Below are 10903 nucleotides of genomic sequence, written 5' to 3' on the forward strand. Positions count from 1 at the left end.
GTCCCCATGTCGATGGGCATGAAACGCCGACATCTCCTCGCCGCCGGCCTGAGCCTGCCCGCCCTGTCCGTACCTCTGGTCGCCTGTGGCCAGTCGACGGTGCCTGCCCCGGCGTCTGCCCCTCGCACAGAAGGTCTGGATGCCGCCCTGACGGCGGCGGCGGTCGAGGCGGCGCGTGATCTGCCCAAGATGCGCGCCCTGATCGTGGCGCGGGACGGCCGGCCCCTGGTCGAGGAGGTGTTGCGCGGGCCGGGGCTGGATACGGCGGTCAACGTCAAGTCCGCCTCAAAGTCCGTCCTGGCCGCCGTCGCCGGGGCAGCGATCGGAAAGGGCCTGCTGACCGGGGTGGACCAGACCGTCGCGCCTTTCCTGTCCGACCGGTTTCCGGCCGATCCCGATCCACGCCTGAATGCCCTGACGGTGGGCCATCTTCTGTCGATGCGGGCGGGGCTGGCCTCGACCTCGGGGGCCAACTACGGGGCCTGGGTGTCCAGCCGGGACTGGGTCCGCTACGCCCTGGCCCAGCCGTTCGAGAGCGATCCTGGCGGGACGCTGATCTATTCCACCGGCACCTCTCACCTGACCTCGGCGGTGCTGACCCGGGCGTCGGGACGATCCACCCTGGCCCTGACGCGCGAACTGCTCGGTGAGCCGTTGGGTCTGACCATTCCCGAATGGCCCGCCGATCCGCAGGGGATCTATTTCGGCGGCAATGAGATGCGCCTGTCGCCGCGCGCCCTGCTGGCGTTCGGTGAACTGTATCGCAACGACGGCCTGCATGAGGGCGTCCGGGTCCTGCCCGAGGGCTGGGTCGAGGCGTCGTGGGAGCCGCGCGGAAATTCGCGCTGGACGGGCGACGGCCACGGCTATGGCTGGTGGATGCGCAAGGCGCGCGGCCACGATGTCTTCTATGCCTGGGGCTATGGCGGCCAGATGGTCTTTGTCGTGCCGGACCTGCGGCTGACGGTGGTGATGACGTCAGACTCCGCCCCGGTCGAGGCGCGCGACGGCCACGTCCAGGCCCTGCATGCGCTGCTGGCCAATGGCTTTATCCCGGCCGCCGAGCGCGGGGCCTAGGCCGCCTCTCCTGACGCCATCAGGTCGCCGCGCGACGGGCACAGGTCGGAGATCACGCAGGCTGCGCACTTCGGTTTGCGCGCCGTGCAGGTGTAGCGGCCGTGCAGGATCAGCCAGTGATGCGCCTTGGGCAGCCAGGCGGCAGGCACGACCTTGTGCAACTGAGCCTCGACCTTGTCCGGCGTGGCGGCATTGGCCAGACCCAGGCGGTGCGAGACGCGGAACACATGGGTGTCCACCGCGATGGCGGGCTCGATGCCCAGCTCGTTCAGCACTACGCTGGCCGTCTTGCGCCCCACGCCGGGCAGGGCCTGAAGATCGGCGCGGTTCAGCGGCACGACCCCGCCATGCTGCTCCAGCACGATCCGGCTGAGGGCGATGACGTTCCTCGCCTTGCCGCGATACAGGCCGATGGAGGCGATGTAGGGCACCAGCCCCTCCTCCCCCAGGGCCAGCATCTTTGCGGGCGTGTCGGCGACCTTGAACAATTTGTCCGTGGCCTTGTTGACCGAGACGTCCGTCGCCTGGGCCGACAGGGCGACGGCGACGACCAGGGTGAAGGGGTCGACGAAATCCAGCTCGGTCTTCGGCTCCGGCATGATGGCCGCCAGCCGCTGGAAGATCGTCTCGACCCGATCTTCGTCCGGCGGCCAGCCCAGGGCGCGGGGCGCGCGCTTGGGCGTCTTCGAGCGGGGCGTTGAGGGCTTAGGCACGGGGGGCATGATCATGGCTTCGCCGTGCACGGCTTCCGGGTCAAGCCGAAGGCGGGCCGTTCGCGGTTGGCCACGTCCGGCAATCGGCCTAAACCGCACCCATTGTTGTTTAAGGAGCGTCGCCCATGCTGATCCATCTGTCGTCCTGGCCCGAGATCGATGCGCGGCTGAAACAGACGAAGACGGTCGTGGTGCCGATCGGCTCCAACGAGCAGCACGGGCCGACCGGTCTTCTGGGCACGGACTGGATGTGTCCCGAGATCATCGCCCATGCGGCGGAGCAGGCCGATGAGAATCTGGTGGTCGCCCCGACCTTCAACATCGGCATGGCCCAGCATCATCTGGCCTTTGCGGGGACCATCTCGCTCCGCCCCTCGACCTTCATGGCCGCAATCACCGACTGGGTGTCGTCGCTGAGCCGGCACGGGTTCGAACGGATCTATTTCCTGAATGGGCACGGCGGCAATGTCGCCACGATCGAGGCGACCTTCGCCGAGATCTATGCGGAGTGGAGCTTTGTCGAGGAGCGGCCTCCGTTCGTGCTGAAGCTGAAGAACTGGTGGGACCTGCCGGGCGTCAACAGCCTGTGCAATCGCATCTTCCCGACCGGCCACGGCATGCATGCGACCCCGTCCGAGATCGCGGTGACCCAGGCCGCCTATCCGGACCACATCAAGTCTGCTCCGTACAGCCCGCAGATCGCGCCCATTGGCCCAATCCGGGACGCGCTGGACTATCGCGCCCGCTTCCCCGACGGCCGCATCGGCTCCGATCCGGCCCAGGCCAGTCCGGAAAAGGGCCAGACCATCATCGATGCCGCCGTGCCCGCCCTGCTCAAGGATGTGGCCGACTTCTCCAACGAGGTCTTGCCGGAGGCCTGAATGAGGCGCAGGGCTGAGCCATGACACAGATCGATCGCGCCGTGAAAACCGGCCGCAAGCTGACCCGTAACGCCAGTTCGGCCAGCCACACGGCCCTGTCCGGCGGCGAAATGCTGAGCGCGGCCGGCGACGTGATCGCCGCCCGGATGAAGATCATGGCCGATGGCATGACCGATCCGGCCAAGGTCGACCTGAAGGAAATGTCGCTGATGAGCAGCGAAAAGGTCGAGGCCCTGTCGGAATCCGCGGCGGCTATGGGCAAGACTTTCGGCGACATCGGCCAGCGGCTGAACGCCAATGCCGTCACCGAGGCGGGCCTGGCCAGCCGCGCCGCTTCGGCTATCGCCGGGGCCTCGACCCCGGCGGCGGCCATGCAGGCGCAAGTCAGCTATGCCCTGGGCTGGTGGAGCCGGGCGGCGGGCCAGATGCTGACGCTCAACACCGAACTGCTGAAGGGCCAGGCCGAGGCGCTGAAGCCCATCCACCGCACGGCGGTGGCCAATGCCCGGCGGCTGAAGAAATAGTCTACCTGAACGGCGGCTCGTCGAAGGCGCGCAGCTTGCGTGAGTGCAGGCGGTTACCCTCGGCCCGCAGCAGGTCGATGGCGTGGATGCCGATCTGAAGGTGTTCCGAGATGGAGCCCTCGTAGAAACGGTTGGCCTGGCCCGGCAGCTTGATCTCGCCATGCAGGGGCTTGTCCGACACGCAGAGAAGCGTGCCGTAGGGGACGCGGAAGCGATAACCTTGGGCCGCGATGGTCGCGCTTTCCATGTCGATGGCGACGGCGCGGCTCTGATTGAAGCGAAGCGCCGATTTGGAATAGCGCAGCTCCCAGTTCCGGTCGTCGGTGGTCACGACCGTGCCGGTGCGCAGGCGACGCTTGACCTCTTCGCCCGGCGCGCCGGACACCTGTTTGGCCGCGTCGTACAGGGCGCGCTGGACCTCGGCGATCGAAGGGATCGGAATGTCCGGCGGCAGGACCGCGTCCAGCACATGGTCGTCACGCAAGTAAGCGTGGGCCAGGACATAGTCGCCGATCGTCTGGCTGGGACGCAGGCCGCCGCAGTGGCCGATCATCATCCAGGCGTGCGGGCGGGTCACGGCCAGGTGGTCGCAGATCGTCTTGGCGTTGGAAGGCCCGACCCCGATGTTGACCAGGGTGATACCCGCATGGCCCGGTGCCGTCAGGTGATAGGCCGGCATCTGGTGCTTCTTCCAGGCCGCGTCCATCGCCGCCGCCTCCAGATCCGGCGTGTCTCGCGTCAGTACCACGCCGCCTGCACAGGACAGGGTCTCATAGGCGCTGTCCGGGTCGGTCAGCTGGGCGCAGGCCCAGCGCACGAACTCGTCGACATAGCGGTTGTAGTTGGTGAACAGCACATAGGACTGGACGTCCTCGACCGGTGTGCCGGTGTAGTGGCGCAGGCGTGCCAGGGAGAAGTCGGTGCGCAGGCCGTCGAACTGGGCCAGCGGAAAGTCCTTGCCCAGGTCGAACAGGCCGTCGGAAATCTCGTCGCCGATATGAGCCAGGTCCGTGGTCGGGAAATAGCGGGCGACGGCGGCGGTCTGGGTCCGGTCCAGCACGACGTCCGAGCCGTCCATCACATAGGGAAACGGGATTTCCTGTTCGGACGGGCGCACCTCGAATGTCGCGCCATAGTCCTGTTCCAGCAGGGTCAGCTGTTCCAGCAGATAGGATCGGTACAGGTCCGGCCGGGTTACGGTGGTCGCATAGACGCCGGGCCTGGACAGGCGGGCATAGGCGCGGCTGGCCAGGTTTTCAGGCCGGTCGCCGAACCAGCTGACCCGCAGTTCGGGATAGGCGAACAGGCCCTTGGCCCGGGCCTCGGCATCGGCGCGTTCGCCGGTTTTCAGGAAGCTGCCCACGGCGGCGCGCAAGTTCGCGACGGATTGGGCGTAGAGGGTTTCGAGGCGGTCCAGTGCCGCCAGGGCCTGCGTCGAGGCTGTCATTGTGTTTGTCATGATCTCCCCTAGCGGAAGAAGATGACCTTGGCGAGACGGCCACGCTTTGTTGTGGCGCTAGCGCTCGCAAGGCGGTTGCTCGCTGCTTGAGCGCGCGTTCAGCCCAGCTCGCGGCGCATAAAGCCGGTGACGTCGTCCAGAACGGGGGCCTTCTTGCGGAACAGGGGAGAGAAGGTCGCGATCAGGTCGGCGTGGTTCAGGCCGGGATAGAGTTTGGCCTCGCAGCGTCCGCCGACGGCGGTCATCCGTTCGCACAGGATGGTGGTGTCCTCGTCATGCACCACGACATCGTCGGTGCCGTGGCCCAGCCACAGGGGAGGCGCATCGGCGCGGGCGAAGGTAACCGGCTGGGTCAGGGTCGGGTCGGGCGCGCGGCCAAAGGCATTGCGCGAGGCGGCCACGTCGAAGGGCAGGAACTCATAGGGTCCGGCCAGACCCGCAGCCGCCTTGATCAGGGTCGGCTGGTCCACGGCCGCCATGTAGCGCCGGTCCAGCGCGATCATCATGGCCAGATGGGCCCCGGCGGAATGGCCGATGACGCCCAGGCGGGCCGGGTCGCCGCCATAGGTCGCAGCCAGCGCGCCCGCGCGGGCTGTGGCCTCCGCCGCGTCCTGGATGAAGGCCGGGAAGTGGACCTGGGGCACCAGACGGTAGTCAGGCACAAAGACGACGAAGCCGCGCGCGGCCAGAGCCTGCGCCGCCCAGCCATAGACGGTGCGATCCCCGGAATCCCAGCCGCCGCCGTAGAAGAAGACCAGAACGGGCAGGTTCGCGGCCTGGGCCGGAGCATAGACGTCCATCCTTTGGCGCGGGTCGTCACCGTAGGGCAGGTCCCGGGCGATCCGCCCGGCCCCGCGATCGCGCGGCCCGACCGCATTCAGCAGCGATAGCGGCGAACAGGCGGCGGCGGCAAGGCCCAGCAGGGGGGCGAACAGGCCTCTTCGGGTCATGGGTGTCCTGTTGAATGCGGCTTCGCGTCAGATACGCACGAAGCCGCGCTTCGGCTCAATCTCGAACGAAATTAATGCCCTGCCGGTCGACACTCGCCGCGTGCGTCATTTTTCATTCCCGAAACTGTCGTCAAAACTTTACAAATGCAGAAAAGAGCGCATTCTTATGTCCGAACCCGGAGCGAATTCGGGATGATTTGGAGGATTTCCTGATGCGCTTGTTCGCAGTTTCCGCCGCCACCCTGCTGGTTCTGGCCAGCGCCGCCCCTGCCCTGGCCCAGAACTTCTCGACGCAGAACCAGACGCAGCTTCCGCCCGCCCCGCGCGCGTCGCAACAGGTCGCCCAGCCGCGGGCCGTTATGGTCTGCGACGCCGACGCCGCCACCCGCGTCGCCTTCACCCGCGAATATGGTGCCGCGCCAGTGTTTATCACCGCGCGCCAGGCCGTCGAAGTGCGCCGCACGGGCGAGACCTGGTCCATGCCGCGCTGCATGACCGCCCGCGAACACGATCGCTACGTCAATCTGACCCGGTCGATCGCCGCGCGCTAATTTGCGCGCGCTCAAGCAACGAGGTCCCGCGGGCCGAGAGATAGCGTCCTAAAAAGAAAAGCCCCGCAGTCCGGTCGACTGCGGGGCTTCTGGCTGTTGTCAGCCCCGGATCACTCCGCCGGCTTCAGATACTTGTCCAGCCAGCCGAACACTTCGTTGTGCCACTGCTGGCTGTTGGCCGGGCGCAGCACCCAGTGGTTCTCGTCCGGGAAGACCACCAGCCGGCTGTCGATCCCCTTCCGTTGCAAGGCGGTGAAGGTCGACAGGCTCTGGGCAGTGGGGATGCGGAAATCCAGATCGCCCTGGATGACCAGCATCGGGTCGCGCCAGTTGCGGACGTGGTTGGCCGGGTTGAATTCCTGATACCCACGCGGGTTTTCCCAGGGCGTGCCGCCATATTCCCACTCGGTGAACCACAGCTCCTCGGTCGAATAGCCCATGCCGAAGGTGTCGAAGACGCCGTCGTGATTGACCAGGCATTTGAACTCACCGGCCCAGTTGCCCGCGATCCAGTTGATCATATAGCCGCCGTATGACGCGCCGAGCGCACAGGCGTTCTCGCCGTCGATGAAGTCGTACTTCTCCTGCGCGGCGGCCCAGCCCTTCTGCAGGTCTTCCAAAGGGCGGTCGCCCCAGTGCTGGCTGATGGAATCGGTGAAGGCCTGGCCGTAGCCGGTCGATCCGTGGAAATCGATCATCACCACCGCATAGCCGGCACCCGCATAGGTCATAGGGTTCCAGCGGTAGGACCAGCTGTTGCCGAACGACCCTTGCGGTCCACCGTGGATCAGGAAGGCGACCGGATACTTCTGACCTTCCACCGCATTGGCGGGCTTGATGACATAGCCGTGGACCTCCTCGCCGTTCCAGCCCGCGAAGGTGAACTGCTCGGCCGCGCCGAAGGCGCGTTCGTCCAGCTGCGAGTTCACATCGGTGATGCGGCGCGGCATCTCGCGACCCCGGAACGTCTTGACGAACAGCTCGCTGGGCCGGGTCAGGCTGTCCTGGGCGAAGACGAAGCCGGACGGCGTCTGCTGGAAGGCCGAGACATGACCCTCGCCTGTGATCGGCACGACGGAGCCTGATGTCACATCGATGGCGAACAGCCGGGTCTGACCCACGTCGCCCGCCGTCGTGTACAGGGTCTGGCCGTCCTTCGACCATTGCAGGCTATCCGCCGAACGGTCCCAGTTGGCCGCGATCTGGCGCACCTGCCCCGAGGCCACATCGCGCAGGAAGACGGCATATTTGTCGGCCTCGAAGCCGGGGCGGGCCATGGCGCGATAGGCGAGGGTACGACCGTCGGGCGAAAAGACCGGGCCGGTGTCCCAGGCCTCGTTGTCGTCCGTCAGGTTGTTCAGCTGTCCCGGAGCCGAGACAGAAACCTGATAGAGGTCGAAATTGGTGCTCCAGGGCTCGGACTGACCGGCCTGGCGCGAGGCGAAGACGACGGACTGGCCGTCGGGCGCAAAGGTGAACTCGCTCTCGTCGCCGAAGGGCTTGGAGGGGGTGTCGCCGTCGAAGCCGCGCGTGACCCAGACGGGCTCGCCGATCGCGGCACCGGTGGCACCGATGTCCTGAACGAACAGATGGTTCTGGGTGTGGTCGTTCCAGGTGTCCCAGTGGCGCACGAACATGCGGCCATAGACCTGGCCGGTGTTCTTCTGGGCCGCCACGGCCTGGGCGCGCTCGACCGAGGCGGCCAGGGTTTCGGCCTCGGGATAGACGGCCAGGGAAACCACCACACGCCCCGCGTCGGGGCTCAGGCGATAGGCGTTGACGTCGGTCGGCAGGTCGGTGACCTGCACCGGTCCGGTGCCGTCCGCCTCGGCCCGCCAGACCTGGCTGGAGCCGGACCGGCCCGACAGGAAGTACAGCTTTCCGTCCGAGCCCCAACGCGCCGTATTGGCCCCGCCCTCATTGATCGCCAGACGCACGGGCTCGCCCGGATTGGTCAGGTCCAGGGCATGCAGGGCTCCGGCGCGGCTGTTGGCCGCCACATCGGTGGTTGTCACCGAATAGACGACCCAGCGCCCGTCCGGCGACACCTGCGGATCGCCCAGGCGATTGGCCGGGATCATGTCTTGGTAGGTGAAGGGCGTCTGGCTCTGGGCGGATGTCGTTGCGGCAGGCGGCGCAGCGGCGGGGGCCTCGGCCAGGGCCGGGACGGCAACGACGAGCGCCAGGGCGCAGCAGGCGCTGGCAAGCAGGGAGCGGTGGCGCATCGGACGGTTCTCCTTGATCAGGCGACTGGCCTAGCACCGTCATCCACACAGTCAAAGCCGGGCCGCTTGCGGAGGCCCATGCAAACGGCGACAACCGGACCTGCATGACCCCGACCGCTTCGGCCCCCTTAAAGACAAAGCCTGCACCGCACATCTGCGAGGTGCTGATCGCCGAGCGGGCCCCGCAGCTGACCCGATCGGTCATCTGGCCGGCGGTGCGGCCGCTGTTGTACCGGGTGCTGGGGTTTCGGCATGCCGTGCGGATGGCCGATGCGATCCTGCCCTTGTCGGGGCAGGAGGCGCTGCACCACGTCAGCAATCTGCTGGATCTGCGGGTCTCGACGCTGAATCTGGAGCGGATACCCGCGACCGGCCGCTGTTTGATCGTGGCCAATCATCCAACGGGCATCGCCGATGGCATTGCCGTCTTCGATGCGGTGCGCAAACGGCGAGACGACGCCATCTTCTTCGCCAATGCCGATGCCGTGCGGGTCGCTCCCCGTCTGGGCGAGGCCATCGTGCCGGTCGAATGGGTGACCGAAAAGCGCACGCGCGAGAAGACCCGCGCCACGCTCCAGGCCGCAAAGGAGGCGTTCGAGGCGGAACGCTGCGTGGTCATGTTCCCCGCCGGCCGGCTGGCCCGCGTCGGCCCGGATGGCAGCCTGACCGACCCGGAATGGGCCCAGACGGCGGCGTCCCTGGCCCGCAAATACGATGCGCCCGTGGTGCCCATCCATGTGGCGGGACCGACGTCGAAACTGTTCCATCTGTTCGACCGGTTCTCGCAGGAACTGCGGGACATCACCCTGTTTCACGAACTGCTCAACAAGAAGCGCGGGGCCTTCCAGCTCAAGGTCGGCAAGCCGATCCCGGCCCGACGGCTGGACATCGACGCGGGCAAGGCGACCTATGCGCTGAAGGCCTTCACTGAACGGGTCCTGCCTGGCCAGCCCGACGCGGATTTCGCATGAGCCTTCTGACCCTTCCTCTCGCTGATGCCGACGCCACCACACGGTTGGGCGCTACGCTTGCCCCACTCATGGGACACGGTGAAGCCCTGCTTCTGTACGGCCCACTGGGTATGGGCAAATCGACCCTGGCGCGAGGCCTGATCCGCGCCCTGACGCAGCCCGACGAGGATGTGCCGTCGCCGACCTTCACCCTGGTTCAGTTCTATGACAGCGAGCCGCCGGTCGCCCATTTCGATCTCTACCGCCTGACCCGGCCGGAAGAGGCCGTCGAGATCGGGCTGGACGAGGCGCTGGACACCGGCTTTGCCGTCATCGAATGGCCTGAGCGTCTGGGCGACGATCCCGCCGCCTGGCTGGGGCCGGACCAGCTGATCGTCGCCTTATCCGAAGACGGAGACGGACGTGTTGCGACCGTTTCTGGCGTAGGGGCGTGGGAAGCCAAGTTGAAGGATCTGCATGTCTGACCGCGAGCATCAACGCATCGAGTTTCTGAAGGCCTCCGGTCTGGGCGAGGCCGTGCGCGCGCCCCTGCCTGGCGATGCGTCCACGCGCCGCTACGAGCGGCTGACCCTGCCGTCGGGCACCACCCTGATGCTGATGGACCAGGCTGCCTCGGCCGAGAGCCCGCCCGCCGACCCCGCCTGGACGCCCGAGCAACGCCGCGCCTCCGGCTGGAACGCCACCGCCCGCCTGTCCGCCGGGCGGATCGAAGCCTTCGCGGCCGTTGCCGCGCATCTGCGAAGCCTGGGCCTGTCCGCGCCAGAGATCATCGCGGTCGATGCCCCTGCCGGGCTGGCTGTGCTGGAAGACTTCGGCGACGACCTGTTCGCCCGCGTCATCGAAGCCGGCGAACCGGAAGAGCCGCTTTATCTGGCCGCGGTCGAGGCCCTTGCGACCCTGCACGACGCCCCGACGCCGGACGTCCTGACCGGGGCGGCGGGCGAGTGGTCGCTACAGACCTACGACGCGACGGCGCTTCAGGGCGGGGCCGATCTGTTCGCGGAGTGGATGCCTCAACTGGAGCCGGGTCTCGCTTTCGACGCCGCCGCCATCGACGACTGGCGCTCGGCCTGGGCTCCGGTGGTGGCGCGGGGCGAGGACGAGGCGACCGTCATGGCGCACCGGGATTACCATGCAGAGAATCTGATCCGGCTGCACGGTCGGGCGGGACCGGCCATGGTCGGACTGATCGACTTTCAGGACGCGGTGAAGGCTCATCCGTCCTGGGACCTGCACTCCCTGCTCCAGGATGCGCGGCGGGATGTGTCGCCTGCGCTAGAGGCCCGGGCACTGGACCATTATTTCGCCCTGCGGCCCCAGGTCGAGCGCGAGGCCTTCATGCGCGACTATGCCGGCCTGGCGGCCCTGAACGAGGCCCGCATCCTGGGCATCTTTGCCCGCCTGATCGTGCGCGACGGCAAGCCGCGCTATCGCGCCTTCATGCCGCGCATGTGGCGGCACCTGAATGCCAACCTCGACAAGCCGGGGCTGGAGTCGGTCCGCGACTGGTTCGCCCGCCACCTCCCTGAGGACAGCCGCCGATGAGCACAGC

General features: G+C 67.3%; 11 protein-coding genes. 7 read left to right on the top strand and 4 right to left on the bottom strand.

Annotation, left to right across the window (positions count from 1 at the left end; translation table 11 throughout):
• Positions 1-18 precede the first annotated feature (18 nt).
• Positions 19-1077, top strand: coding sequence for a serine hydrolase domain-containing protein (locus WC585_RS06420; RefSeq protein ID WP_373256848.1), 1059 nt, complete (start codon positions 19-21; stop codon positions 1075-1077).
• Here WC585_RS06420 and nth read toward each other — a convergent pair.
• Entirely contained in the window at positions 1074-1799 is a 726-nt protein-coding gene (gene nth, locus WC585_RS06425) for an endonuclease III (protein ID WP_373257180.1), read from the bottom strand. The two genes, WC585_RS06420 and nth, sit on opposite strands and share 4 nt — an antisense overlap.
• Positions 1800-1915: 116 nt before the next feature.
• Between nth and WC585_RS06430 the strand changes: the two genes are divergently transcribed.
• Both WC585_RS06430 and WC585_RS06435 read left to right on the top strand, forming a co-directional pair.
• Positions 1916-2671 carry a creatininase family protein gene (locus tag WC585_RS06430; RefSeq protein WP_373256849.1) on the top strand — a complete coding sequence of 252 codons (756 nt, stop codon included), beginning with the start codon at positions 1916-1918 and terminating at the stop codon, positions 2669-2671.
• A 20-nt stretch (positions 2672-2691) separates the two neighbouring features.
• Entirely contained in the window at positions 2692-3195 is a 504-nt protein-coding gene (locus WC585_RS06435; protein ID WP_373256850.1) for a phasin family protein, read from the top strand.
• A 1-nt stretch (position 3196) separates the two neighbouring features.
• Here the strand turns inward: WC585_RS06435 and WC585_RS06440 are convergent, their stop codons facing one another.
• Together WC585_RS06440 and WC585_RS06445 are read right to left on the bottom strand one after the other, a co-directional pair.
• Positions 3197-4642 carry an AMP nucleosidase gene (locus tag WC585_RS06440; RefSeq protein WP_373257181.1) on the bottom strand — a complete coding sequence of 482 codons (1446 nt, stop codon included), beginning with the start codon at positions 4640-4642 and terminating at the stop codon, positions 3197-3199.
• A 110-nt stretch (positions 4643-4752) separates the two neighbouring features.
• Positions 4753-5604 carry an alpha/beta hydrolase gene (locus tag WC585_RS06445; protein ID WP_373256851.1) on the bottom strand — a complete coding sequence of 284 codons (852 nt, stop codon included), beginning with the start codon at positions 5602-5604 and terminating at the stop codon, positions 4753-4755.
• Positions 5605-5816: 212 nt separating this feature from the next.
• On the opposite strand from WC585_RS06445, the gene WC585_RS06450 reads away from it, so the two are divergent.
• Positions 5817-6155 carry a hypothetical protein gene (locus WC585_RS06450; RefSeq protein WP_373256852.1) on the top strand — a complete coding sequence of 113 codons (339 nt, stop codon included), beginning with the start codon at positions 5817-5819 and terminating at the stop codon, positions 6153-6155.
• A 110-nt stretch (positions 6156-6265) separates the two neighbouring features.
• Here WC585_RS06450 and WC585_RS06455 read toward each other — a convergent pair whose 3' ends face one another.
• Entirely contained in the window at positions 6266-8380 is a 2115-nt protein-coding gene (locus WC585_RS06455) for a prolyl oligopeptidase family serine peptidase (RefSeq protein ID WP_373256853.1), read from the bottom strand.
• A gap of 104 nt (positions 8381-8484) precedes the next feature.
• Here WC585_RS06455 and WC585_RS06460 point away from each other — a divergent pair, with 104 nt between their 5' ends.
• Genes WC585_RS06460 through amgK form a run of 3 tightly spaced genes read left to right on the top strand, consistent with a single transcriptional unit; the run spans position 8485 to position 10896 of the window.
• Entirely contained in the window at positions 8485-9351 is an 867-nt protein-coding gene (locus tag WC585_RS06460; RefSeq protein ID WP_373256854.1) for a GNAT family N-acetyltransferase, read from the top strand.
• Positions 9348-9815 (top strand): tRNA (adenosine(37)-N6)-threonylcarbamoyltransferase complex ATPase subunit type 1 TsaE, encoded by a 468-nt coding sequence (gene tsaE, locus WC585_RS06465; RefSeq protein WP_373256855.1) that lies wholly within the window; start codon positions 9348-9350, stop codon positions 9813-9815. Before WC585_RS06460 ends, tsaE begins: the two co-directional genes overlap by 4 nt.
• Positions 9808-10896 carry an N-acetylmuramate/N-acetylglucosamine kinase AmgK gene (amgK, locus tag WC585_RS06470; protein WP_373256856.1) on the top strand — a complete coding sequence of 363 codons (1089 nt, stop codon included), beginning with the start codon at positions 9808-9810 and terminating at the stop codon, positions 10894-10896. The genes tsaE and amgK overlap by 8 nt, the downstream gene beginning before the upstream one ends.
• Positions 10897-10903 lie beyond the last annotated feature (7 nt).

It is taken from the genome of Brevundimonas sp. (assembly GCF_041648055.1).
In the GTDB taxonomy this organism is placed as follows: domain Bacteria; phylum Pseudomonadota; class Alphaproteobacteria; order Caulobacterales; family Caulobacteraceae; genus Brevundimonas.

Excerpts from the sequence above, each read along its gene's own strand:
- WC585_RS06430 (WP_373256849.1), top strand. The coding sequence starts at position 1,916 with ATGCTGATCCATCTGTCGTCCTGGCCCGAGATCGATGCGCGGCTGAAA.
- WC585_RS06445 (WP_373256851.1), bottom strand. The coding sequence starts at position 5,604 with ATGACCCGAAGAGGCCTGTTCGCCCCCCTGCTGGGCCTTGCCGCCGCC.
- WC585_RS06460 (WP_373256854.1), top strand. The coding sequence starts at position 8,485 with ATGACCCCGACCGCTTCGGCCCCCTTAAAGACAAAGCCTGCACCGCAC.
- WC585_RS06450 (WP_373256852.1), top strand. The coding sequence starts at position 5,817 with ATGCGCTTGTTCGCAGTTTCCGCCGCCACCCTGCTGGTTCTGGCCAGC.
- nth (WP_373257180.1), bottom strand. The coding sequence starts at position 1,799 with ATGCCCCCCGTGCCTAAGCCCTCAACGCCCCGCTCGAAGACGCCCAAG.
- amgK (WP_373256856.1), top strand. The coding sequence starts at position 9,808 with ATGTCTGACCGCGAGCATCAACGCATCGAGTTTCTGAAGGCCTCCGGT.
- WC585_RS06420 (WP_373256848.1), top strand. The coding sequence starts at position 19 with ATGAAACGCCGACATCTCCTCGCCGCCGGCCTGAGCCTGCCCGCCCTG.
- WC585_RS06440 (WP_373257181.1), bottom strand. The coding sequence starts at position 4,642 with ATGACAGCCTCGACGCAGGCCCTGGCGGCACTGGACCGCCTCGAAACC.
- WC585_RS06435 (WP_373256850.1), top strand. The coding sequence starts at position 2,692 with ATGACACAGATCGATCGCGCCGTGAAAACCGGCCGCAAGCTGACCCGT.
- tsaE (WP_373256855.1), top strand. The coding sequence starts at position 9,348 with ATGAGCCTTCTGACCCTTCCTCTCGCTGATGCCGACGCCACCACACGG.
- WC585_RS06455 (WP_373256853.1), bottom strand. The coding sequence starts at position 8,380 with ATGCGCCACCGCTCCCTGCTTGCCAGCGCCTGCTGCGCCCTGGCGCTC.